Origin of the sequence: Achromobacter seleniivolatilans, from assembly GCF_030864005.1 — a bacterium.
Classification (GTDB): Bacteria; Pseudomonadota; Gammaproteobacteria; order Burkholderiales; family Burkholderiaceae_B; genus Achromobacter; species Achromobacter seleniivolatilans.
The window spans coordinates 6,143,672-6,167,874 of record NZ_CP132976.1; the positions used below are offsets into that span (position 1 = coordinate 6,143,672).

Below are 24,203 nucleotides of genomic sequence, written 5' to 3' on the forward strand. Positions count from 1 at the left end.
TGAACATGAAAAAGAAAATTGCTTTGGCTGCGTTGGCACTCGGCGCTGCAGGCCCGGCCTGCGCCGCTGAAACCAGCGTGACGCTCTACGGCCTGTTGGATATGGGGCTAGGGTATGAACGCGTACGTGCGCCGGATTTCAAGCAGACGCGCATCGGCACTGTGCAAGGGGTGAATAGCGGATCGCGTTTCGGCTTGCGCGGGGTCGAAGACCTGGGCGACGGGCTGCAGGCGTTGTTCACGCTGGAAGGCGGGATTACACCGTTGAACGGCAAGTCCGCGCAAAGCGGCCGGCTCTTTGGGCGGCAAGCGACCTTGGGGTTGGCCGATGATGCGTGGGGGCAATTGGAGTTTGGCCGGCAGGCCAACCTGGCATCCAAATACTTCAGCGGACCGGTCGATCCCTTTAGCGGCTCTTTCAATCTGGCCAACATGGGCACGACCTTCAGCGCCACCAATACACTGCGCTATGACAATCTGGCGCTGTATCAGTCGCCCGTGTGGTCGGGCTTTCAGTTTGGTCTGGGTTATTCGTTCAATGCGGACGACACCCGTACCGATACCAATGGGCAGAAAACGGGTTTTGCCACGGGCAACAATAACCGCGCGATAACGGCCGGCGCGCGGTATCTGAATGGTCCTGTCACGCTAGTGGCCAGTTACGACCGGTTCAATCCCACCAACGACGCCCAAGGCGGAAAATCCAGCGCGCGCATTCAAGAATGGATCGTGGGCGGCGCCTATGATTTTGAGGTGCTCAAGGTGGGCGCGGCATTTGGCCAGACGCGCGGCGGATGGTTGCAGGGAGCGTCAATGGGCGTGTCGCCGGACACTCAGTACCGTAACGCATCGACTTTCGCGCTGGCACAAGGCTTTCGAGCCAATTCCTATCAGCTCAATGCAACGGTGCCCTTGGGCAAGAGCAAGCTGATGGCGTCTTGGCAGCGCGCTGATCCCAACGGTGACAAGCTGACTGGGGATGATGCCTCGATCAATATTTACAGCGCGGCCTACACCTACGACTTCACCAAGCGCACGAACCTGTACGCCTATGTCGCCTACGCCGACAACTTCGCCTTCCATCGCGGAGTCAGCGATACGGCGCTGGCTGCGGGCATCCGGCATCGCTTCTAAACGATGGGAGGATTGTCCGATTTGTCTGCAAAATAACGCGCTGGCGTCTTGCCCAGCGTTTTCTTGAACATGGTGATGAAGGCACTGACCGATTCATAACCCAGGTCTTCCGCGGTGCGCTGCACGGACACGCCCGCGGACAGACGCTGCAAGGCCAGGATGATATGCAGCTGCTGGCGCCAGCGCCCGAAGCTCATGCCGGTTTCATGCTGCACCAGCCGCGCCAGCGTGCGTTCGCTCATGGCGACGCGCTTGCCCCATTGGGCAATGGTGCTGCGGTCGGCGGGGTCCGCTTTCAGCGCAGCGGCAATCTCGCGTAGACGAGGATGATCCGAAATGGGCAAGTGCAGATGCTCGGTAGGCATGTGCGTCAGTTGTTCGACCAGCACGTCTGCCAACTTTCGGTTGGCGGGCGCGCTGGCAGCGGCAGGCGGCAGCTCGGCCAGATGCGCTACCAGCTCGCGCACCAGCGGCGTGATCGCCAGCGTGCAGCATTCCTGCGGCAAGCCCGGCGCGTCGGCCGCCACGAACAGGAAGCAGACACGCCCATTGGCCGTGACGCGATTGCTATGCGGCACGCCACCAGGAATCCAGACGCCGCAATGTGGCGGCACCATCCACAGGCCTTGGGGCACCGAGCACGTGACGCCGCCGCGCAGCGCCAGCACCAGTTGACCCATGTGATGACGATGCGTAGGAGACTCGCTGTCCTGATCCGCTGCGTGCACCGGCATGGCAAAGGTCCATTGCGTGGTGGAGTCGGGATCGAAATCGGGGGGCAAACTGGTGGAGGAATGCATGGGATGCCAGGCGGCTGCCGTATGCGCGGCGGGATTGGCCGAATACAAGGATAGTTTGTCATTATCTCGAAATTCGGTAAAGCGCTGTCTGCGTAATCTTGACGGTTTGGAAAGCGCTGTCCTTTCCCGATTTCGCAGGTTTCCATCATGAATCACATCCCTACCCACACCCGATCCAATAGCCGCCCGGTGCTGCTGATATTGGGCATTCTGTGCATTGCCATGGCCTTGCGCGCCCCGATTACCGGCGTCGCGCCACTGATAGGCATGATCCGTCCAGACCTGGGCTTGTCGTCTACGGCGGCGGGCATGTTGATTACCTTGCCGCTGCTGGCGTTCGCGGTTGTGTCGCTGTTCTCGGCGGGGCTGGCGCGCCGCTTCGGCCTGGAACGAACGCTATTTGCCGCGATGCTGCTGATCGCCGCGGGCATCGTCTTGCGCACCCAGGGCGCGGCATGGGGCCTGTATGCGGGCACGGCAATCATTGGAGCGGGTATCGCCGTGGGCAATGTGCTGTTGCCCAGTCTGGTGAAGCGGGACTTTCCGCAGCGTGTGGCAGGGTTGACCTCGGCCTATGTGCTGACCATGAGCATCGCCGCCGGCGTAGCGTCTGCCATCGCCATTCCACTGGCCAATCTGTCTGATTTGGGATGGCGTTTTTCGACCGTATGCCTTTTGGTGGTGCCGCTGATCAGCCTGCTGCTGTGGCTGCCGCAGTTGGCCAACCACAGCGCGCCGGCTGCCACGACCGCGCACGCGCCGCATGGCGCCCGTCTGTGGCATTCGCCACTGGCCTGGCAAGTCACGCTGTACCTGGGCATCAATTCCTTTGTGTTTTATGTGGCCGTGAGCTGGTTGCCTGCCATCCTGCGCGATGCCGGTTATTCGGCCGAGCGTGCAGGCACGCTGCATGGCTTGCTGCAACTCATGTCCGCGGCGCCCGCCTTGTTCCTGGCGCCTTTGGTGCGCCGCATGAAAGACCAGCGGGCCGCCGCGTTTTGCTCGGCGGTCGCATCGTTCGTGGCATTGGCTGGTCTGATTCTGGCGCCGGGTTTGGCCACGCTGTGGATAGCATTATTGGGCCTGGGTACGGGCGGCGGCATCATTCTGGGCCTGGCGTTTGTGGGCTTGCGCGCCAGCCATGCGCAGCAGGCCGCCGCGCTGTCCGGCATGGCGCAATGCGTCGGCTATCTGTTCGCGGCAAGCGGACCCGCCTTGGTGGGTGCGCTGCATGACAGCCTGGGCGGGTGGAGCGTGGCGCTGAGTGTGTGCGCCGTCTTGTGCGCGGCGATGGCGGTGATCGGTTTGTATGCAGGGCGCGCCATTCAAATCGGCGGATTCCGGCAGCATCCCGCATATGTGGCATCTGGCGTGCGGTGATTGGCGCATGCCTCGACTGAGGCTTTACATGACGTGCTCTTAGTCAGGCGTGCCGCTTTTCCACAGACGCACCAGCATGTCGGGCGTGTCGGCTTCCGGTACGTCGAAGCTGAATGCCGCACCCGTATCACTGCCTTCAAACTCGACCTCTACGTGAAAATAACGCTGGTCGCCGCCAGAGGCTCCGCATTCCGGCACCGCCAGCGCCGCGCGTTGCAGCGCGTCGCACACTTCTTTGCGCACACCCGGGGGGCAGCTCACCAAGTCAATGCTGCGAGTTTTCGCCAGACCTGGCAGATAGGCGAGACCGCCTTCGCGGCTGAGTCGTACCAGCTGGGCCAGATCCCATGCGGGCGGGGTGGTCATGGCTCTACTCCTACCGCCGTCCAGGCCTGGGCGATGGCCTTTTGCACGGCGGCGTTGTGGTGTTCACGGGCGATCGTCAGCGTCAGTGCGGCAAAGGCCTTGAAGTCCGCATCGTGGCGCAAACGTTTGTCGCACAAGGTGTCGTACCAAACGCGGCCGGCGCCATTCCAGGCAGGTCCATTCAACGTGGTCGCAGCCAGGAAGAACGCGCGGTTGGGTATGCCGGAATTGATGTGTACGCCGCCGTTATCGCGCGGCGTGTCCACGTAATCGCGCATGTGCGCGGGTTGCGGGTCTTTGCCCAGCACCGGATCATCGTAAGCGCTGCCGGGCTCGGCCATGGAGCGCAACGCGCGCGCGCTGACGCGCTCTGTGAACAGGCCCGCGCCCACCAGCCAATCGGCTTGCAACGCTGTCTGGCCCAAGGTGTATTGCTTGACCAGCGCGCCGAATACGTCGCAAAGGGATTCGTTCAGCGCGCCGGACTGGCCTTGGTACAGCAACGCGGCCTCGGTATCAATCACGCCATGCGTGAGCTCGTGGCCAATGATGTCTACCGCGACGGTGAAGCGATTGAAGGTTTCGCCGTCGCCATCGCCAAACACCATCTGCGCGCCGTTCCAGAAAGCGTTGTCATAGTCTTCGCCGTAGTGCACGGTGCCGGTCAGCGGCAGCCCATGGCCATCGATCGAATGGCGTTTGTAGATGTTCCAGAACAACTTGTAGGTGGCGCCCAGATGGTCATAGGCCTCATCGACAGCAACATCGCCGCTGGGTGGCCGTCCTTCTGCACGCGCAAGTTTTCCCGGTAGCGTGGTGGTGTTGGCGGCATCATGCACCGCGCGCTGGAGTGCGCCAGGAGGCGTGGCGGGCGTGCCCGGCGCCAGCGTTGCGCGGGGGGGCGCTTGCGTCATTTCGCGCAGGCCGCGTTGCTGCTGGTCGATGATCAGCGTCTTGACCGCGGGCATGCTGACGCGGGCGTCCGAGTGCTGGGATAAGCGATCCAGCACATACGGCGGTATCACGCCGATCAAGGGCGCAGACTCGGAAGGACGGGGCATAAACGGTCTCCGTGTTTAGCGCCGGGCGGACGTGCCGGCGCAGGCCAGATTTCACGGTAGCAGATCGTGTGGCGGGCATGCGGTAACAGTCTGCGGCTTGATGCGAGCAAGCGTGCGGCCGTGCGCCATGTGTCTCGACAGTGTGGCGCGCTTCCGGTACTTTCATTGCGTTTTTCGAATCCAAACGACGCGCCCTATTTATGCCATCTTCCAATTACCGCATCCAGAGCATCACCCTGAACGACACCCATCTGCTGCTGACGCTGGCAGATGGGCAGGTGCTTGCCGAGCCCATCAAGCGCTACATCCGGCTTGAAAAAGCCACGCCCGCCGAACGCGAGCAATGGCAGTTGGTGGACGATGGCCACGGCGTGGTGTGGCCTGCGCTGTGGGAGCCGTCTGCCGATGGCATGTTGAATGTGCATGATCTGCTCTGGGATCAGCATTACGAACAGGCGATGGCCAAACTCAGCGCCGCGCAGTGGAAGCTGGACGAGTTGTCACCCACCGATCAGGAGCTGGTGGCGTTGTGGCGCATGGAGGCCGACATCAACAACGGCGGCTTCATGCAGTTCCTGTGCAATTGGGGGGACCCAACTTGCCAACTGGCGTTGCAGGCGCTGCGCAAGGTTGGGGCGTTGCACATGCTGGCGGTGCTGACACGCATGCGCGGTTTGATCGACCGTTTTGAAGACGCGCCAGAGGTCATCGCGCTCAATGACATTTACGGCGCGATGACGGAAGCAGAGCAGCAGGAAATGGAAGACCTGGATCACAAGTTCTGGGATTATCCCGACCAGCTCTCACGTTTGGGCCTGCGTTGTTACGGAGCGCCGGCGCGGGCTTGAACCGGCTTTTGTCCCGCTATTGACGTATTCGGGAACGTTCTGCAATGCATGGCTACATTCAAGCCCATTTAAAGGACCATCTGCCCCCTGCTCGGGATAGAATCCGGTGCTTCATTCCCGGGGGGGACGCTCGATGAGGTATTTCCTGATCTTGGTTGGGGCGGCTGTGGTCGCCTATTTGCTTGCTCGCGGCATTGCCGCCGTGCTCTCGGACCGTAAACGCTCAAAATCAGAAAGGGATTCCAAGTGAAGCCGACAGACATTCAGATGATCAAGAATATCGGCGGGCCCAAGGCGGGCAGTGCCAAGATCGCTATCGGCACGATTATTTTGCTTTTGCTGATCCTGTCCCTGGCGTTTGGTTCGTGGTTCCAGGTTGATCAGGGCGAGCGCGGTGTGGTGCTGCGTAACGGCAAGCTGGTGCGCGTGTCCGAGCCAGGCCTGGATTTCAAGACGCCCTTCATCGACAACGTGATGACGGTGTCCGTGCGTGACCACACGTTTGTGTTCGAGAAGCTGGAAGCCTATAGCTATGACCAGCAGCCGGCGCATTTGCGCGTGTCCGTGACCTATCGCGTTCCGCCCGAGCACGTGGCAGAGCTGTATTCCGAATACGGCACCATCGGCAATCTGCAAATGCGCGTGCTGGAACGCAAGACGCCTGATGCAGTGAAGAATGTGTTTGGCCAATACACCGCAGTGCGCGCCATTCAGGAACGCCAGAAGCTGGGCCTGGATGTGAACAACGCGGTGTTGAAGACGATGGAAGGCGCGCCGGTTCAAGTGGTGGGCGTGCAGATCGAAGAAGTTGGCTTCTCGCAAGCCTATGAACACTCCATCGAGCAACGCATGTTGGCTCAGGTGCAGATTGAAACGACGCGCCAGCAAAAAGAAACGGCGATGATCAACGCCGAAATCCAGGTGGTCAAAGCCAAGGCCGAGGCAGACGCGCGCCGTCAGCAATTTACGGCTGAAGCTGATGGCATCCGTATGCGTGGCGACGCTGAAGCAGCATCGATCCGCGCCAAGGCCGAGGCGCTCGCTGCCAACACCAATCTGGTGAGCTTGAATGCCGTTGAGAAATGGGACGGCGTGCTGCCGTCGACGCAAGTCCCAGGTTCGGCCATGCCGTTTATCGGCATCAAGTAAGGCTGAGGATCAAGCGGGCGCCTCCATCGGAGACGCCTGCTGCCGCTGGCGGGTGTAGTCCATGATGTGCTCGCCCGTCAGCGCCTTGCTGTAGTACCAGCCTTGCACGATGATCTCGGCGCTAGAGGTCAGCGCTCTTAACTGCTGATCTGTTTCTACACCTTCCACAATGATCTGCAGGTTGAGCGCTTCGCAAAAGCGCAGCAGCCCGCTCATCACCAGGGCGCCCCGATCGCTGCTTTGCGCCACGACGAAGCTGCGGTCGATCTTGACCGCGTCGATCTGAAATTGATGCAGGTAGCTCAGGGCGGAATAGCCCGTGCCGAAGTCGTCGATATAGATGCGCGCGCCTATGTCGTGCAGATGGCCAAAGGCCGTGTGCAGCGCTTGGGCATCTTCCACCAGCGCATCTTCAGTCAATTCCACGGAGACCTGTCCGTGAGTCTGCGCCAGTATTCTGATCAACTTGTCCAGATAAACGCTGGACGTCAGTGTGCCTGCCGTGACGTTGATCGTCATCGGCAGGGTGAAACCCTGAGCGTGCCATTGCTGACATTGCAGCACCGCCTGCCTGGCCACCCATAGATCCACTTCACGCATCAGGTCCGCCTGCGCCAGCCATCGCAGGAATTCCAGCGGCGCTTGCTGCGTGCCTTCAGGTCCTGTGGCTCGCAGCAGCGCTTCGCAGCCAGTACACAGGCCGCTGCGCAGCGAGATCTGCGGTTGGAATTCCAGATAGAAGTCGTATTCGCTGATGGTGCGGATGCGCGAAATTTCGGCCTGACGGCGGGCGCGGTTGGTATAGGTTGAGACAACGGGGTCGTTCGCGTACAAGAGCGATTCCTCTCGCAGCCTAGGGAAAGTCGTGTCCAGCGATTTGAAGTAGACCGTCGCGCTATCTGTGCGCTGGCGTTCCAGGGCAATGACGTAGGGCGCATAGATGCAGGCCCCCAGGGCCAGCAATGCCACTTGCAAGGCGGCGCCGCTCCAGTGGCCGCCCGCGCCAACGTAGGCGTTGAACAGTACGGGCGACGTCAAGGGCAGGGTCAATGTGGCGGGCGTCAACCAGCCCAGCTGCACCGTTCCCAATGCGATGAGGGTGTTGGTGACCGGCACCAGCACGAAGGGCGCCAGCAGCCGCGGGTTCAGGATCAGAGGCAGGCCGAACAGCAGGATTTCGTTAACGTTCAATAACGACACGGGCAGGCTGGCCAGCGCCAGCACCCGCAACGAGTTGCTGCGCGAGAACAGCAAAATAGCTGCAACCAGCGACAAGGTTGCGCCAGACCCTCCGATAAACACAAAGGCGCCCAGCAGAGTGCTGTTCAGCGCATACATGCCTTCGTAACCGGCGTTGGCGCTGGCCGCGTTCAGCATGGTGGCCTGATCCATCACATTCATGATGGGCGCCAGCGCGTGAAAGCCGTGGATGCCGAAGAACCACAGTACTGAGTTCAACGCCGCGATCAAGGGGCCTGTAATGAAGGGGCTGTCCAGTGACGCCATGTCCATCGGGATGTTGAATTGCGTCACGCCCGGAATGCGCAGCGCGGCGGACAGGACCAGCACCACAAGACCGGCCGTCAGCAACCCGGGCACCACCATATTCAGCGTGTCGCGCACGTTTTCGCTGATCAGGCCGTCCGGCGCCAGGCGTGTCCAGCGGCGGCGATATAAGCGGGCCATCAAGGGGACGTTTCCCAGCGGCGAAACGATGGCAATGAACAGCACCAGGGTTGCGGCTAGCTGTGGATAAGGCGCCAGCACGCTTTGGGCGATCACGACGTACGACAGGCAAAGAAACGCCGTGGGCAGATGGGGCAGGCGATGCCGGATCGACAGCATGTAGCCGATGGACGCGCCGACCAGAAGGGGCATGATCCCGGCCAGCTTGTCGTGTACGCCCAGAAGCAGATCGGCGAAGGCGGCGGGCAGCCCAAGTTGGCGGGCCACCACGGAGAGCACCAGGAACAGCGCCGAGACCAACAGGCACGGCATCGTCCACAGCAATCCTTCGCGTATCGCCCGCAGGGCGTTGGCGCCTGCGAGCGCGGCTAGCCGATCTTTTGGATACCGCAAGAACTTCGACTTCGGCATGACGGTCCGCCACGTGATTCCTGCAAACGAGGAAAGGGCTGTCCCCCGGTTTTTGTAAGCATACTTTTCCGCATCCTAGCGCCTGTGTTCCGGTTGGTGCAATCTGAAGGGCGGATCATCCTAGGGAATCCCCTGAGTCAAGAATTGCAAACGGGGCGCAAGCTGGCAGTACAAGTAAGAAGTGCGCGCCATACGATAGGCCGAAAGACCATCGGGTTCGCGGAAGTGGCGCGCTGGCCAATAAGCTTCACCAGAAGGAGACATGGATGTCTCAGTTGGATTGGACGTCCGGCGATACCGCGCCGGAGCGGCAGGGCTACTACGAAACGCAGTTCGACACGGGACGTACTGCAATTACGCTGTACAGCGTGTTGGGATGGATGCCGGTGAAGACGCCCGGCACCATGGTGGGCTGGAGGCCGCTGCCGCCAGACGCCGAGAAGCAGGAAGCCGAACGGCATATTCAGGAAATACGCGCGGCGCAGAGCCATATCCCCATGGATTACTAGGATCAGGAACGGGTTGGCCAGGCACGGATGTCAGACAAGAGTTGCGATAATGAGAATTATTTGTAAAATTCGCAGCCTTGCCCTCTACGCAATCCGATTGGCCCATGTCCCGTTCCTCTACGCCTCGCACCGGCTGGCTCGCCTACTATGACGAGCTGGTGGGCGTATGGAGCCGGCGCACGGGCAATCGTCACGATGCCGAGGATGCTGCGCACGATGCCATCGAATGCCTGCTGAAGGCGGACGCTAGTGTCGCACTGAAGGCGCGCGGTTATTTGTTCCAGGCCGCCGGACACCGTCTGATTGATCGCTGGCGGCGGCAGGACCGGGCGGAACATATCCCGCTCGAAGACCTGGCTGATGCGGACCAGTTGGTTCTTGATGATCCCGAAGCGCCCGTGCGCGCGGCGCGATTGGCAGACGACCTGGCCAAAGTCCTGGCAGAATTACCGCCCAAATGCCGCGAGGCGTTCGTGCTGAACCGCATTGAAGGCTGGACGCAGGCCGAAATAGCGGAACATATGGGCTTGTCCAAGAATATGATTGAGCGCCACGTCATGCGCGCCATTGAATTTGTGCGCGACCGCATGCGTGAACACAATCCATGATGATGTTTTCTTTTTCCAACCGCGACGCTTCAAGCGAGCCGGCCACCGCCGCATGGTGGTTTGCGCGCTGGCATTCGGGTGAATTGACGCGCCGCGACCGGCGCGAGTTCGCCCGGTGGCGGCTCGCCCATCCTGATGCCGCGGCGGATTTCGATCGTATGCAGCAGTTGGGCGCAACGGCAGCGAAGTTGCCCCGGGATCAGGTCAAGTCCTTGCTTGGCGGCACGGTGCCGGTGCGTCCGCGGCCGCAACTGCGCGTGGAGCGCGGGCAAACCCTGCGCCTGGCTGCCGCCTGTGCCGCCGTGGTTGCGGTGGCCGTGGCCGTATGGTGGAGCTTGCCGGCCGACGCGCCATCCTATGCCACGCTTGTCAGCACCGAACGCGGCGAACGCCGTCAGGTCACGCTGCCCGATGGTTCGGTACTGGACGTCAATAGCGGCACTCAAGCCCATGTGAAACTCTACGCCGATCGGCGCGTTGTGGAGCTGGACGCCGGAGAAGTCCTTTTCACTGTCACGCACGACGCCACGCGGCCATTTACCGTGCGCGCAGGCAGCGGTGACGTGCGCGTGACAGGCACCGTGTTCGATGTGCGCCGCGACCCCGATCAGGTGGCCGTGCTGGTGGAGTCGGGTTCGGTACAGGTGTCGGGCGGACACTGGTGGAACCTTGGGCATGCCGTGCTGCGGGCCGGGCAGGGCATACGGGTGCCGGGCAGCGGCGCGATTGGCGTGCCTGCGCCCGCCGATGTCTCCACGGCAATTGCGTGGCGCGAGGGGCGCGTGGTGTTCAAGAACACACCGTTAACGGAAGTCGTGCGCGAAATGAACCGTTATCTGGCGACGCCGTTGCGGCTGGCGGACAGCAAGGCGGGGCGTTTGCGGGTGTCGGCGTCGTTCACGCTGGACCGGCCTGATGCGCTGATTGATGCGCTGCCGGCAGTCGTGCCTGTGCGGCTGACTGCCAGCCCCAGCGGTTTCATCGACATCAGCGCCAACTAAGGCCACCCAGTCAGGCAGCTCGGCCGCTGTTACAAAATAATCCGGGCAGACATTCAGGTATTTCGCCAACTGGTTCGTTCTACGAAGGAAGGCGCATTTCGCCACCCTCCCGCTTCTGGGGCAACCCCGATCCGTCGAACCGAAACAGCAGGTACTTGTGACTATCTCAGCAGTCAGGCATTTCACTGCGGGCAAGCGCCCCGCAGGCGCGGCGCCGCGCTTCATGCTTTCTTCTCTCGTGCTGGCCGTGGGGCTGGCGATTGCGGGGGCGCCAGCGGCGTTACGCGCGCAATCGTCCGCCGTGTCCATCGATATTGCCGCGCAACCGCTCAGCGATGCCTTGCTGCAATGGGCCGCGCAAACCAAGGTCCGCGTCTTCTATGCCCCTGATGTGGTGGCGGGTCTGAGCACGCGTGGCCTGCGCGGCAGCCTGGCGCCGGAAGAGGCGTTGCGCGGTCTGCTGCAAGGCACGGGCGTGGCGTACCGGTGGCAGGGCGACAGCATTATCTTGTCGCGCGATGGCGGCGTGACCAGCCTGGCGCCAGTGACGGTGATGGGCAACTCAGACCCCGCTGTCACCGAAGGCACGGGTTCCTACACCACGCCGTCCACGTCTGCCGCGACCGGTTTGAACCTGTCGCTGCGTGAAACCCCGCAATCCGTCAGCGTCGTAACGCGCCAGCGTATCGACGACCAGAATCTGCGGTCACTGGATGAGGTGATGGGCAACGTGGTGGGGGTGCAGGTGGTCAGTGAAGACACCGACCGCACCGACTTCTGGTCTCGCGGTTTCTACATCGACAGCCTGCAATACGACGGCGTGCCCACGACGATCGGCCTGTCGATGTACGGGGAGTCCGATAACGATTCCTTCATCTATGACCGCATTGAAGTGGTGCGCGGCGCGACGGGGCTGATGACCGGCGCGGGCAATCCGGGCGCATCGATCAATCTGGTGCGCAAGCATGCCAACAGCAAGACGTTTACCGGCTCGGTCAGCGCGGGCGTTGGCTCGTGGAATCAGTATCGCGGCACGTTGGATATGTCTACGCCGCTAAACGATGCAGGCACGGTACGCGCCCGCATGGTGGCGTTGTATCAGGGTCGCGATTCCTACATTGATCTGTATCACGCCAACAAGCAGGTGTTCTACGGCGTGATCGATGCCGACCTGACGCCTTCCACGCGCCTGAGCGTGGGCATGGATTACCAAGACAAACGCCCGCGCGGCTCCACCTGGGGCAGCCTGCCCGTGGTGTTCAGCGACGGTACGCCGACAGACTGGCGCCGGTCCAAGACCACGGCGGCAGACTGGACGTATTGGCACACGACGAATCAGACGATGTTCGCCACGCTGGAACATCGCTTTGACAACGATTGGGAAGTGCGGGCCGACTGGTCGCAGCGCAAGAGCAAGTACGACGCCAAGCTGTTGTATCTGTATGGTGATCTGGACCGGGAAACGGGCACGGGCTTGCGCGCGCTGCCGGGTTATTGGAATTCCTACGCCCAGCAGACCTCGTTGGACTTGCAGGTGAAGGGGCCGTTTACGCTGTTGGGCCGCAAGCATGAAGTCGTGATGGGTGCGATGCGCAGCCGCTATGGCGAAGATTTCTACCGCTACGGATTTGAGACCGCATCGCTTGCCAGCACCGGCAATTTCTATCAATGGGATGGCTCGTTTGCGCAGCCCACTTGGACCGATGCCAGCCTGCGCTCAACCGTGACACATCAGGAAGGCGCATACGGCGCGGTGCGCTGGTCGCTCGCGGACGGCTTGACCGCTATTACGGGCGGCCGGTATTCCTCTTGGAAATCCAAGTCGGATACCCGCGATCAGAAGGATTCAAAGTTCATCCCGTATGCCGGGCTGGTGTTCGATATCAACGACACGTATTCGGCCTACGCGAGCTATACCGACATCTTCCAGCCGCAAGACAACCGCGATCGCAACGGCAACTACCTGGACCCGGTGCAAGGCAAGAACTATGAAGTCGGCATCAAGGGCGAGTACCTGGATGGCAGGCTGAATACCTCTATTGCGCTGTTCAAGGTCAAGCAAAGCAAGGTGGCCGTGCTGGACGGCGACGAGCTGGTGCCTGGCACGATGGATCAGGCCTACAAGACGGCAGATGGCGTCACCACGAAGGGCGTGGAGATGGAAGTCAGCGGTCAATTGGCGCCGGGCTGGAACGCCTACGCGGGCGGCACCTACTACACCAGCCGCGATGTGCAAGGCGTGTCCGTCAATCCCGAACGCCCGCGCGCGATGGCCAAACTGTTCACGACATACCGGCTGCCGGGCGCGTGGGACAAGCTGACGGTGGGCGGCGGCGTCAATTGGCAGATTTCGACCTATAGCGAGGTCAGCGCGGGCGACGACACCATTACCGCCAAGCAAAAGGCCTATGCCATCTACAACCTGATGGCGCGCTACGACTTCAATTCGCGTCTGTCCGCGCAGGTCAACCTGAACAACCTGTTCGACAAGAAGTACTACCTGGGCGGTGTGGGCAACCAGGTCTATTACGGCGAACCCAGAAGCGTATTCGTGAACTTGACCGCAAAGTTCTGATTACGGGGTTCTTGTCTGCAAAAGCAACGGGGCGCTTTCGCGCCCCGTTGCTTTTACGCTTTTGGATCAGGCTTGCTGGCGCGTCGCCGCCAGCACAATTTCCCGGATGCACACGCCTTCGGGTTGTGCATAGGCGTAATGCACAGCGTTGGCGACATCCTCAGCTGCCAGCACCTTGCCGCCCATATCGGTCTTCCAGGCTTCGTAGCCCGTCTTGATGGCTTCGTCGGTGGTGTGGCCAAGCAATTCGGTTTCAACGGCGCCCGGCGCAATCGTGACGACGCGCACGTTGTGCGCCGACAATTCTTCGCGCAGGTTTTCGGACAGACCGTGCACCGCGAACTTGGTGCCGACGTAGGCCACGTGGTTCGGAAAGGTCTTGCGGCCCGCGACCGAACTGATGTTGATGATGGTGCCGCGCTTGCGTGCGGTCATGCCTGCCGCCACGGCATGCACGCCGTTCAGCACGCCCTTGATGTTCACGTCCAGCATGCGGTCCCATTCCGACGGGTCTTGGCGCGTGATGTCGCCCAGCAGCATGACGCCGGCATTGTTGATGATGGCGTCGGCGGGGCCGAAGCGCGTTTCGGCTGCCTGCACGGCGGCGGCCAGCGCCTGGCGATCAGTGACATCCACCGATACTGTCAGCGTATTGGGCAAGTTCAGCGCCTGCATCGGTTCCAGCCGGCGTGCCAGCAGCAGCAGCGGGTGCCCCTGCGCCGAAAACAGGCGCGCCGTGGCCAGGCCAATGCCGGAACTGGCGCCGGTAATGATGATCAAGGGCTTTTGCGAAATGCTCATGGTAGGGCTCCAGGTATCGGTTTTCTGTATGGTGAAAGCATTCTATGCGCCCGTTTCACCGTTGAAAAATGGTTTATTCTTTTCGCATCAATCGGAAAAACTTATGGATAGCCGTCAACTTAAAGCCTTTGTCGCGGTGTTTGAAGAGCGCAACATCACGGGCGCCGCTCGCCGTTTGCATCTTAGCCAACCCGCCTTGTCCGGCACCATAAAGAGTTTGGAAGACCTGCTGGGCACGCAGTTGTTTGAGCGCCAGGCGCGCGGCGTTTCGGTGACCGAAGATGCGCGCATTTTGTATCCGCAGGCGCGCCGCATCCTGTCGCAGACGGACTCCATGACGCGCCAATTCCGCCAAGGCGCAAACGCAGCTGAAATTGAAATCGGCGTCGAAGCAGACATTGCCAGCGGGGACGTGGCGGCTTTCTTGCGGCTGGCGCGGCAAGCGGTGCCGACGCTATTCGTCCATCTGCTTGAGGGCTGCGTGGGTGATGCGCGCCTGTCTACCGAAGACGAGCGCTGCGAAGACGAACTGTTCCTGCCGTTGTCGGAAGATCCCTACGTGCTGGCAGTGCCCGATGGCAGCGCGGAAGACGCCGTATTTCCCTGGATCGTTTGCCCCACGCATCCAAGCCACCAGCGCTTGCTGCCGTACTACGGCGCGGCGGCCAGCGCGCCAGCCGCGCAAGCCGGATCATTGCGATTGGCGCTGGAACTGGTGGCCGCAGGACTAGGCGCCTGTGTCGCGCCCGAGTCTCTGGCGCGTGGCCATGCAGGTGTCGGCGTGCGTGTGATTGACGGGTTGCAGATGTCTCGCCGCGTGGGGCTTTGCTACGCCGTGCAGGCGTTGGATAAGCCGGTGCTGGCGGCGCTGGCCGAGCAATTGCGCGCGACCTGACTGGCCGGCCCTCGGCCCATACCCTGCGAGATCACCGCGGGCGAAACGCCTGGATGAGTGCGGCGATTTTTTTTCCGTCTTCGTCTTTGCGGCGTAGCGCGCGCGAGCGTGCGGTCTGTGCCATCCATCCAGGCACGTCCGGATCTGCGCCTCGCTTCAGCAGCAGTTCTGCGATCTCTGGGTAGTCGCCTTGCGACGCCACACTGAGCGGCGTTTCGCCAATCTTGTTCTGGTCGTTCGCGTTGACGTCAGCACCTTGATCGAGCAGCCATTCTGCTGCTTTGTAGTGCTCGCCCTTGATGGCGTAGTGCAGCGGCGTGAAGCTGAGATAGTCAAAGTCGTTGAGCTTGAACGCAGCTGCCAGCAAGAGGCGCATTTCAGGAATGTCGCCGTCGGCGGCAGCACGATGCAGCCGCTCATTTTCAAACCAGTTTTCATCTATGGGCATGGTTTAGTCCAATGCGCTGCGGGTCTGAATCCGTCCCCTAATTCGCTGCCGCGCCGTCGCTTTGCATGCAGCTTCCCAGCGCGATGCCATGGTTCTTGTAAACAGACCGAAGGTAATTATAATTGCGAATCATTTTCATTGCGTACGGATAACGGCGGCAACGCCGGACCGCTGTCATGTCCTCTTCTTCCTTCGCTCCTCGCGCCGAGGTGCAGTCCGTGTATCTGGCCCATCATCAATGGTTGCGGGGCGTTTTGCAACGCAAGCTGGGTAATGCGTCCGATGCAGCCGATGTGGCGCATGACACGTTTGAACGGCTGATCCGTGCCAATGTGCGAGAGCCGCTGAACGAGCCGCGCGCCTATCTGCGCACGATCGCCACGCGGCTCTTGATTGGCCGGGCGCGCCGCGCGGCCTTGGAAGCGGCGTATGCCGAATCGCTGGCGTTGCAGCCGGTGGCAACGGAGCCATCGGTGGAGTCGCGTGCGCTGATTCTGGAAGCGCTGGAACAGGTGTGCGAGTTGTTGGATAGCCTGCCGATGAACAGCCGCCGGATCTTTCTGTTGGCACAGGTTGATGGCCTGTCCTATGCAGAAATCGGCCAGCAACTGAATTTGACGCCTAATGCCGTGCAGAAGTCGCTGGCCCGGGCACTGGTGCACTGCTACACGGCGGTGTACGGGTGAGCGGCGCGGGCATGGAAGGCGCGAAATTACTGCGGCCGCATTCGCCCGAAGCGGGACGTATAGACCCGAAGGTCATTCGTCAGGCTGCGGATTGGTGGGCGCGGCTGCGCGAAGACTCGACCGATGCAGATCGACGCCGATTTGAAACCTGGCGCCTGGCGCGGCCCGAACACGATCTGGCGTGGCAGCGTCTGGGCGCGTTGACGCGCGATGTTGCGCTGGGTGTCGCCGAGGCGGGCAGCAGCGTGGCTGGCCATACGCTGCGCCAGGCCCCGCTGATCCAGTCGCGCCGCAACGCCATGCGGTGGATGGTGGCGGCAGCAGGACTGGGCCTGGGCGCTTGGGCGGTGGGAGAACGCGGTGCGATACGCCGCCTGACCGCCGACCTGCGCACGGCGACGGGTGAACGGCGGGCGTTGACCTTGCCGGATGGCACCTTGCTGGAATTGAATACGGGCAGCGCGGTGGATCTGCGCTACACCGGCCATCAGCGTGAACTGGTTCTTCTGGAAGGCGAAATTCTGGTCACGACGGGGCAGGACCGGCAGGGCCGGCCTTTCACAGTGCGCACGCGTAGCGGCGTGGTGACGCCGGTGGGCACGCGTTTTCTGGTGCGTGACCTGGACGAAGGGCGCAGGATGCGGGTGGCGGTGCTGGAGGGGGCCGTGGATGTGCGCGGTCTGGACCCGGCCGATGCGCCCCGGCGCGTGCCCGCGGGTGGACAGGCGGAGTTTTCGGCGGGCGGGGGTTTCATTGCCGGGCCGTTGGAACCCGCTACGTCCGCCTGGCTGAACGGCATGCTGATCGCCAACGAAATGCCTCTGTCGGAATTCCTGTACGAACTGGGCCGGTATCGTCCCGGACGGATCGGCTGTTCCAGCGCGGCGGGCAAGCTGCGCGTGGTGGGCGCGTTTCCGCTCGCCGACAGCGACAAGGTGCTGGCCATGCTGCAAGAGGTATTGCCGGTAAGCGTACGGCGGTACACCCGGTACTGGGTCTCGGTAGGGCTTGCCTGAGCGCGCGTTTCGCGTCGCCATTGTTAATTTGTAACTGGAACGGCGGAAATGCCGATCCTGCGCTTCATGTAAGGAAAGCAGCCGGGGTTATCCCCAAAACCCAAGGCTGCGCCGATCCTTCATAAGCCAGGGAACCCCTTCATGTCCTCTCGTCCCGTCCGCGCCGCGGCCTTTGCCCGTCTGTCATTGCCTCGTACGCGCCTGTCCGCCGCGCTGCGCCTTTTGCCGCTTGCCCTGATGGCCGCGCCATGGCCGTCCGCCGTCCATGCGCAGGCAGCGGCTACCGCGCGCACTGTTGCCTTCAGCATCCCGGCGGGTCCGCTTAGCGCGGCCCTGGGCGCCTTTGGCGTGCAGGCGGGCGTCATGGTCGCGTCTGATCCCGCGTTGACGGCCAGCGCGCGAACGGATGGCGTGTCGGGCACGTATGCGGTGGATGCCGCGCTTGAGCGTCTGCTGGCCGGAACCGGCTTGCAGGCAGTGGCACGCGCAGAAGGGGGTTATCGCCTGCGGCAGGGTGCGGCTCCGGGCCAAGCCGCGACGCTGGCGCCGGTGACCGTGACGGGCACCTACAACCCGACGACCGACGGGACGGGTTCCTATACTTCGCCCGCTGTCACCATCGGCAAGACCACTCAGGCGCTGAAGGACATTCCGCAATCCATCACGGTGCTCACGCGCCAGCGCATGGATGATCAGAACATGACGAGCCTGCCGGACGCTATCAACAACACGGCTGGCATGGTGGGTGTGCAGGGCGTGGGCGCCGGTGTGGCGATCAATGCCCGCGGTTTCCCCGTGGATCTGCTGCAATACGACGGCGTGGCGCTGCTGCGCAACAGCTACAGTCTGGGCAACTGGGAACAGGATTCCCTGGTGTTCTACGACCGCGTGGAAATTCTGCGCGGCGCGGCGGGCCTGCTGCAAGGCGCGGGCAGCCCTGGGGGCGCGGTGAACCTGGTGCGCAAGCGCGGCGGGGCGGAGCCGTCGGTGGTCATCACTGGCAAAGCGGGTTCCTGGGACCATTACGGTTTGCAGCTGGATGCGGGCGGCCCGTTGAATGCGGCGGGTACTTTGCGCGGCCGTGTTGTCGTGGACGAAGACCAGAGCCATTCGTACATCGATTACGTCTGGGACAAGACGCGCAACCTGTATGCCGCGCTGGACTACGACATTACCGAAAACACCACGGTAGGCTTGGGCGTCAGCAACCGGTACAGCCGTTCGCGCCCGATGATCGTGGGCTATCCGCGCTTTGCGGACGGCGGCGATATCGATCTGCCGCGTTCGACGTTTACCGGTTCCACCTGGAACCGCGCCAAGAATGATCAGACCATACTGAACGCCGACGTGACGCACCGCTTCAACGAAGCATGGCGCTTCAAGCTGGCCGGCGTTGCGATGAACGAGAAGAACACCACGGTACACCAGCGCGTCGCCAATGCCGTGCAGCGGGACGGCAGCGGCCTGTCTTACGGCGACTTTGGCGTGGACTTCAACAGCAAGCAGCGTGGGCTGGACATGTCGGTCAGTGGCAACTTCACCGCGCTGGGCATGCAGCAAGAAGTCGTGGTGGGCGCCAACTACTCCAAGCTGACCACGAATGATCGCTTCACGCGCGCGTGGGAAGAGGGCGGCAACATATTTGATCTTGACCATCATCGCCCTTGGCAAGACATCGACACCATTGCCGCAGCCAGCGGCTATGACTCGCGCAGCAACTACGACATCCGTCAGAAAGGCGTTTACGGCACGTGGCGCATCAAACCCACCGAGTCGCTGGCGCTGATCGGCGGCGGCCGTGTCGGCTGGTTCGACTACACCTATACGGGCGGCGGCAGCTCAACCACGTCCAGCACGTCGGGCAAGTTCATCCCTTACGCCGGCATCGTGTATTCGCTGACGGACAATTGGTCCGCCTACACCAGCTACACCACCGTATTCGAGCCGCAGACCGAGCGCAGTCTTGGGGGCAGCCTGCTCAAGCCGATTGAAGGCAATAACTACGAGGTCGGCGTCAAGGGCGAGCTGGCGGATGGCCGCATCAATACGTCGCTGGCGGTCTTCCGCTACGACCAAAAAAACCGCGCCGTGAACGACTACGACGCGGGCTTTGCGTGCGACGGCTGGTATTGCTCGCGCGCGTCAGGCAAGGTGCGCAGCCAGGGTGTCGAAGCCGAGATCTCGGGCGAAGTGATCCAGGGGCTGGAGCTGTACGCGGGCTACACCTACAACACGACCAAGTATCTGGACGACCCGGACAACAAGGGCAAGGTCTTCAACACGTGGACGCCCAAGCACATGCTGCGCCTGTGGGCCAACTACAAGCTGCCGGGCATGATGAACCGCCTGAGCGTGGGCGCTGGGGTCAACACGCAGACCGACACGATCAGTTCGGACCGCGAGTTCAAGCTGGCGGGTTTCACGATCTGGAATGCGCGCGTGGGTTACCAGGCTACGCCGGAGCTGAGTGTTGCGCTGAACGTCAACAACGTCTTCGACAAGAAGTACTACGTGCCGTCCTACAACACGCTGTACAGCAATAACTATTATGGCCAGCCGCGCAACGTGATGTTGACGGTGCGCTACGCACCCAAGCTGTGATGTCTGTGGCTTAGGCGTTCATCAATGCGAGGACCTGGCGCGCCAGGTCCTCCATCCGTTACCCGTGAATTGAGATCGATGGCTTTGAGTGGGCTGGGGCTAACGCCGCAGAGATAATATAAAATAGAAATCGTTCCCATTTACTACTTGCCGCGAGGTGCGCTTTGCCTGCGCCCGACACCCTGCCTATCGAGACCGTCACGAAGCTCTATCGTGATCACCACAGCTGGCTGTCGGTGTGGTTACGCAAGAAGCTGGGCAATTCCTTTGATGCCGCCGACCTGGCGCATGACACCTTCGTGCGGTTGATGGCCGGGCGCAGAAAGGACGGCGCAGGCGCCGAGCCGCGCGCGCTATTGACGCATATTGCCAAGGGTCTGGTGGTGGACCATTGGCGCCGCCGCGCGTTGGAAGACGCCTATCTGGCGGCGATTGCGCAGTTGCCCGAGCCAGAGACTCCCTCGCCGGAGGTGCGGGCTCTGATCCTGGAAACCCTGCACGCCATCGATACGACGCTGCGAAGCCTGCCCGCAAAAACGCGGGAGATCTTTCTGTTGTCGCAGTTCGATGGCATGGCTTATGCCGAAATCGCCAGCGGCCAGCGCGTGTCGCTGGCAACCGTCAAACGGCACATGCAAAAGGCCCTGACGGCCTGCTTGTTGGCTTATCAGGGTCATGCCTTGTGAGCGGGGTCATCGACCCGGCCATTCTGGAAGAGGCCGCCGGCTGGCTGGTTCGCTTCCAATCCGAAACGCTTGCTGCGTCCGATCATGCAGCCTTTGAACGTTGGCGCAGCCGTAGTGCCGCGCATCGCGCGGCGTGGCAGCGGGCAGAGGACATGTTGCGCGGGTTTGGCCAGGTGCCGCCCGGCATCGGCGGGGCCACCTTGCGCCAGCTGGACCGCCCGGGCCGGCGGCAAGCCATGCGCGCATTGGGCGCGTTGCTGCTGCTGGGACCCGCAGCCTGGGCCGGATGGCGCGTGCTGCCCTGGCGTGAATGGAGCGCGGATGTACGCACGGCCACGGGCGAGCAACGCCATATGGAACTTGCCGATGGCACGCGTCTGGTGCTGAACACGGCCAGCGCCGTCGATATTTTGTACACGCCGCAGCAGCGTGTGCTGTGGTTGCGCGCGGGAGAGATTCTGTTGACTACCGGCCGCGATCCTTCGCCGGTTCATCGGCCTTTCATTGTGCGGACGTCGCAGGGCACGATACGCGCGCTGGGCACGCGCTTCATGGTGCGCGATGAAAGCGCCAGTATTCGTGTCGCGGTGTTTGAAGGCGCGGTTGAAATCCAGCCTGGGGACGCAGGCTCGGCGGCGGTTGTGCTGCCGGCCGGGCAACAGGCGGTCTTCGACGCGCATGAGGTCGATGCGCCGGCAGAAGCGGATGCGGCGTCGGCGTCCTGGGAGCAGGGCATGCTGGCCGTGCGCAACTGGCGGTTGACGGATCTGGTTGATGAATTGTCGCGCTATCGCCGTGGCGTTCTGCGTTGCGATCCGGTGGTGGCCGACTTGCGGGTCTCGGGGGCGTTCCCGCTGGCGGACACCGAAGCCAGCCTGCGGCTGCTGGAAAAGACGCTGCCGGTGCGGTTGAGCCGGGTGACGCCTTTCTGGACGACGGTGGGGCCGCGCTCCGGCGTTACAAATTAATCGCGAATAGCTTGATACTTTTTTTCGCTTCGTCCGGTGTACCAGGTGAATCGTCGCGAGATGCGCGCGCCACCCAGTCCCTACGAAGGATCGTTGCATGGTTTCCCGAAATTCCCGCTCGTCACGCCTGCCCCGGGGCAAGGCCGTTTTGCCGCCGCTGGCGTCGATGATCCACGCTGCTGGCTTGGGATTGATGCTGTTGGCCGTGGCCGGAACGCCCGCGCCCGCTTCAGCCGCAGATGCCGCGAGCGCGAGCGCTCCGGCGGCGCGCAAGTCGTATGCCATCGGGGGCGGGCCGCTGGGCGACGTGCTGGCCCAATTCGCCGCAGCGGCGGGCGTGCCGCTGTCGTTTGATCCAGCGCTGGTCGCCGGACAGCGCAGCGATGGGTTGAATGGCGCCTACACGGTACGCGAAGGTTTCACCCGTCTACTGACCGGATCGGGATACGGCTTGGCCGAGCAGGGCGCGGGCGCGTATTCGCTGCGTAAGCTGCCTGCGGGCGAGGGCGATGCGGCCACCGTGCTGCCCACCATCACGGTGGCCGCGGCTGGCGTGAATGCGTCGGCGTTGCCAGCGGAGTTTGCAGGCGGCCAGGTGGCTCGCGGCGGGCGTCTGGGCCTGCTGGGCAATCGCGATGTGATGGACACGCCATTCAATATCACCAGCTACACGTCGGAACTGCTCACCAACCGCCAGGCAGTGACGCTGGCAGACGCCTTGAATGCCGAGCCGTCGGTGCGTTTTACCGGCCAGATCGGCGGCGTGACGGACTCGTTCTACATTCGCGGTTTTCCCATCGGTGAAGGCAATCTGGGTGAAATCGCATTTGACGGCGTCTATGGCGTGGCGCCCAACTATCACGTCTTCACGGATTACATCGAACGCGTCGAAGTCTTGAAAGGGCCGGCGGCACTGCTGTACGGCATGTCGCCCAATAGCGGCGTGGGCGGTGTCATCAATATGGTGCCCAAGCGAGCGTTGCCGCAAGATCTGACGCGCCTGTCAGCCGACTATGTGGGCGACTCGCAATTTGGCGGCCGCGTGGATTTAAGCCGCCGTTTTGGCAACGATGGCGAATGGGGCGTGCGCATCAACGGCATGCACCGCCAGGGCGACACGCCGCTGGACAACCTGCAATCGCGCACCGACATCGGCGCCTTGTCGCTGGACTATCAGGGCGAGCGTCTGCGTGCATCATTGGACCTGCTGACGCAAAACGAAAAAGTGGATGCGCCGACGCGGCCATTCCTGGTTGCCTCGGGTATTGATGTTCCGCACGCGGCGGATGGCCGCCGCAACGCGACGCAACCGTGGGGCTGGTGGAAGTCCGACGGGCAATCCGCATTGCTGCGGGTGGAATACGACATCAGCGACCGCTTGACTGTATTTGCCGACGCGGGCGGTTCCGACACGATCGTGTCGCGGCTGTCAGACCAGACACCCACCATCGTCAACGCGGCAGGCGACACGCTGGTGACGCCCAACAACTTCCGCTTCGAGGTCAATCGCAGCACGTACAACGCCGGGCTGCGAGCCAAGGTGGAGACGGGGCCAGTGAGCCACGCCATCAGCTTCATGGGCAGTCTGTACAGTGATCGCAATCTGCAAGCCAGCGTGCTGGGCACGCCGCTGACGTCCAACATCTACCACCCGATCACGCGCCCCGAGCAGAACATTCCCGCCCCGCGCAACGTGCCCAAGATCTCGTCATCCGACCTGTCCGGCCTGGCGCTGGCTGACACACTCAGCATCCTGGATGAACGCGCGCAACTTACGCTGGGGGTGCGCCAGCAGCGCATCCAGTCGCGCAACTTCAATGCGACGACGGGTGTGCGCACGGTCAGCTATGACGAAAGCGCCGCTACGCCGCTGGCGGGCCTGGTTGTTAAACCGTGGAGCAATGTGTCGCTGTACGCCAATTACATCGAAGGCTTGAGCAAGGGCGACGTTGCGCCAGCCACGGCGTCCAACGCGGGCCAGGTGTTCAAACCCTACCGGGCAAAGCAAAAGGAAGTGGGCGTGAAGGTCGATCTGGATAGCGCCATGCTGTCCTTGAGCGCATTCGAGATCACCAAGCCCAGCGGGCAACTGACCAACGGCGTCTACGGCGCCGACAGCGAACAACGCAACCGTGGCCTGGAGTTGAACTTGTCCGGTGAGCCGATGCGTGGCTTGCGCTTGCTGGGTGGCGTGACGTTCCTGGATGCCGAGCTGACGCGCACCAATAACCCGGCCACCGTGGGCAACCAGCCTGTGGGCGTGCCGAAGTTTTCCGCCAACCTGAGCGCGGAATGGGACACGCCGTGGGTGGCGGGCCTGACCTTGACCGGCGGCATGATCTATACCGGCCGCGAGTACATCAATCAGGCCAACACGCAATCGGTGCCTTCGTGGACCACCTTCGATCTGGGCGCGCGTTACGCCACCAAGGTCTACGGCAAGGATGTCACGCTACGCGCCAACGTCGTCAACGTCACCAACCGGGCGTATTGGTCAGGCGTGGCGTCCTACGGCACGATTTCGCAAGGCGTGCCGCGCACGCTGATGCTGTCGGCGTCGATGGACTTCTGATGG

The 24,203-nt window shown here is 62.3% G+C and carries 21 protein-coding genes; 15 read left to right on the forward strand and 6 right to left on the reverse strand.

The window, feature by feature from the left end; all coding sequences use genetic code 11:
- Nucleotides 1-5 precede the first annotated feature (5 nt).
- Nucleotides 6-1,133, forward strand: a complete 1,128-nt coding sequence (locus RAS12_RS27715; protein WP_306943459.1) for a porin — start codon at nucleotides 6-8, stop codon at nucleotides 1,131-1,133.
- Here RAS12_RS27715 and RAS12_RS27720 read toward each other — a convergent pair.
- Nucleotides 1,130-1,933, reverse strand: a complete 804-nt coding sequence (locus RAS12_RS27720; protein ID WP_306943461.1) for an AraC family transcriptional regulator — start codon at nucleotides 1,931-1,933, stop codon at nucleotides 1,130-1,132. The two genes, RAS12_RS27715 and RAS12_RS27720, sit on opposite strands and share 4 nt — an antisense overlap.
- Before the next feature lie 147 nt (nucleotides 1,934-2,080).
- Between RAS12_RS27720 and RAS12_RS27725 the strand changes: the two genes are divergently transcribed.
- Nucleotides 2,081-3,313 carry an MFS transporter gene (locus tag RAS12_RS27725; protein ID WP_306943462.1) on the forward strand — a complete coding sequence of 411 codons (1,233 nt, stop codon included), beginning with the start codon at nucleotides 2,081-2,083 and terminating at the stop codon, nucleotides 3,311-3,313.
- A gap of 39 nt (nucleotides 3,314-3,352) precedes the next feature.
- Here the strand turns inward: RAS12_RS27725 and RAS12_RS27730 are convergent, their stop codons facing one another.
- The gene (locus RAS12_RS27730; RefSeq protein ID WP_306943464.1) at nucleotides 3,353-3,679 is read right to left on the reverse strand and encodes a protealysin inhibitor emfourin; all 327 of its coding nucleotides are present in this window, start codon (nucleotides 3,677-3,679) and stop codon (nucleotides 3,353-3,355) included.
- The gene (locus RAS12_RS27735; protein WP_306943465.1) at nucleotides 3,676-4,740 is read right to left on the reverse strand and encodes a M4 family metallopeptidase; all 1,065 of its coding nucleotides are present in this window, start codon (nucleotides 4,738-4,740) and stop codon (nucleotides 3,676-3,678) included. The genes RAS12_RS27730 and RAS12_RS27735 overlap by 4 nt, the downstream gene beginning before the upstream one ends.
- Before the next feature lie 200 nt (nucleotides 4,741-4,940).
- Here RAS12_RS27735 and RAS12_RS27740 point away from each other — a divergent pair, with 200 nt between their 5' ends.
- Both RAS12_RS27740 and RAS12_RS27745 read left to right on the forward strand, forming a co-directional pair.
- A complete protein-coding gene (locus tag RAS12_RS27740; RefSeq protein ID WP_306943467.1) occupies nucleotides 4,941-5,588 on the forward strand; it encodes a DMP19 family protein in 648 nt (215 codons plus the stop codon).
- A gap of 246 nt (nucleotides 5,589-5,834) precedes the next feature.
- A complete protein-coding gene (locus RAS12_RS27745) occupies nucleotides 5,835-6,737 on the forward strand; it encodes a prohibitin family protein (RefSeq protein ID WP_371321225.1) in 903 nt (300 codons plus the stop codon).
- Nucleotides 6,738-6,746: 9 nt separating this feature from the next.
- Here RAS12_RS27745 and RAS12_RS27750 read toward each other — a convergent pair whose 3' ends face one another.
- On the reverse strand, nucleotides 6,747-8,834 hold the full coding sequence (locus RAS12_RS27750; protein WP_306943469.1) for a PTS sugar transporter subunit IIC/EAL domain-containing protein: 2,088 nt from the start codon (nucleotides 8,832-8,834) through the stop codon (nucleotides 6,747-6,749).
- 266 nt (nucleotides 8,835-9,100) lie between these two features.
- On the opposite strand from RAS12_RS27750, the gene RAS12_RS27755 reads away from it, so the two are divergent.
- The 4 genes from RAS12_RS27755 to fhuE all read left to right on the forward strand — a co-directional run bounded on the left by RAS12_RS27755 (nucleotide 9,101) and on the right by fhuE (nucleotide 13,527).
- Nucleotides 9,101-9,343 (forward strand): hypothetical protein, encoded by a 243-nt coding sequence (locus RAS12_RS27755; RefSeq protein WP_306943470.1) that lies wholly within the window; start codon nucleotides 9,101-9,103, stop codon nucleotides 9,341-9,343.
- Between the two features lie 104 nt (nucleotides 9,344-9,447).
- The gene (locus tag RAS12_RS27760) at nucleotides 9,448-9,951 is read left to right on the forward strand and encodes an RNA polymerase sigma factor (protein ID WP_306943472.1); all 504 of its coding nucleotides are present in this window, start codon (nucleotides 9,448-9,450) and stop codon (nucleotides 9,949-9,951) included.
- On the forward strand, nucleotides 9,948-10,952 hold the full coding sequence (locus RAS12_RS27765) for a FecR family protein (protein ID WP_306943474.1): 1,005 nt from the start codon (nucleotides 9,948-9,950) through the stop codon (nucleotides 10,950-10,952). The genes RAS12_RS27760 and RAS12_RS27765 overlap by 4 nt, the downstream gene beginning before the upstream one ends.
- 223 nt (nucleotides 10,953-11,175) lie before the next feature.
- On the forward strand, nucleotides 11,176-13,527 hold the full coding sequence (gene fhuE / locus RAS12_RS27770; RefSeq protein WP_306943476.1) for a ferric-rhodotorulic acid/ferric-coprogen receptor FhuE: 2,352 nt from the start codon (nucleotides 11,176-11,178) through the stop codon (nucleotides 13,525-13,527).
- A 66-nt stretch (nucleotides 13,528-13,593) separates the two neighbouring features.
- Here the strand turns inward: fhuE and RAS12_RS27775 are convergent, their stop codons facing one another.
- The gene (locus RAS12_RS27775; RefSeq protein ID WP_306943478.1) at nucleotides 13,594-14,328 is read right to left on the reverse strand and encodes an SDR family oxidoreductase; all 735 of its coding nucleotides are present in this window, start codon (nucleotides 14,326-14,328) and stop codon (nucleotides 13,594-13,596) included.
- 103 nt (nucleotides 14,329-14,431) lie between these two features.
- Between RAS12_RS27775 and RAS12_RS27780 the strand changes: the two genes are divergently transcribed.
- Entirely contained in the window at nucleotides 14,432-15,223 is a 792-nt protein-coding gene (locus RAS12_RS27780) for a LysR family transcriptional regulator (protein WP_306943480.1), read from the forward strand.
- Between the two features lie 31 nt (nucleotides 15,224-15,254).
- Here RAS12_RS27780 and RAS12_RS27785 read toward each other — a convergent pair whose 3' ends face one another.
- Entirely contained in the window at nucleotides 15,255-15,671 is a 417-nt protein-coding gene (locus tag RAS12_RS27785; RefSeq protein ID WP_306943482.1) for an ankyrin repeat domain-containing protein, read from the reverse strand.
- A 176-nt stretch (nucleotides 15,672-15,847) separates the two neighbouring features.
- Between RAS12_RS27785 and RAS12_RS27790 the strand changes: the two genes are divergently transcribed.
- The 6 genes from RAS12_RS27790 (at nucleotide 15,848) to RAS12_RS27815 (ending at nucleotide 24,200) form a co-directional block, all read left to right on the forward strand.
- Complete coding sequence (locus tag RAS12_RS27790) at nucleotides 15,848-16,357, forward strand: sigma-70 family RNA polymerase sigma factor (RefSeq protein ID WP_306943483.1); 510 nt, start codon at nucleotides 15,848-15,850, stop codon at nucleotides 16,355-16,357.
- Between the two features lie 11 nt (nucleotides 16,358-16,368).
- Nucleotides 16,369-17,373 (forward strand): FecR domain-containing protein, encoded by a 1,005-nt coding sequence (locus RAS12_RS27795; RefSeq protein WP_306943484.1) that lies wholly within the window; start codon nucleotides 16,369-16,371, stop codon nucleotides 17,371-17,373.
- A gap of 141 nt (nucleotides 17,374-17,514) precedes the next feature.
- The gene (locus RAS12_RS27800) at nucleotides 17,515-19,974 is read left to right on the forward strand and encodes a TonB-dependent siderophore receptor (protein WP_306943486.1); all 2,460 of its coding nucleotides are present in this window, start codon (nucleotides 17,515-17,517) and stop codon (nucleotides 19,972-19,974) included.
- A 164-nt stretch (nucleotides 19,975-20,138) separates the two neighbouring features.
- On the forward strand, nucleotides 20,139-20,660 hold the full coding sequence (locus RAS12_RS27805; RefSeq protein ID WP_306943488.1) for a sigma-70 family RNA polymerase sigma factor: 522 nt from the start codon (nucleotides 20,139-20,141) through the stop codon (nucleotides 20,658-20,660).
- On the forward strand, nucleotides 20,657-21,628 hold the full coding sequence (locus RAS12_RS27810; protein ID WP_306943490.1) for a FecR domain-containing protein: 972 nt from the start codon (nucleotides 20,657-20,659) through the stop codon (nucleotides 21,626-21,628). The genes RAS12_RS27805 and RAS12_RS27810 overlap by 4 nt, the downstream gene beginning before the upstream one ends.
- Nucleotides 21,629-21,725: 97 nt before the next feature.
- Nucleotides 21,726-24,200, forward strand: a complete 2,475-nt coding sequence (locus RAS12_RS27815; protein WP_306943492.1) for a TonB-dependent receptor — start codon at nucleotides 21,726-21,728, stop codon at nucleotides 24,198-24,200.
- Nucleotides 24,201-24,203: the final 3 nt, after the last annotated feature.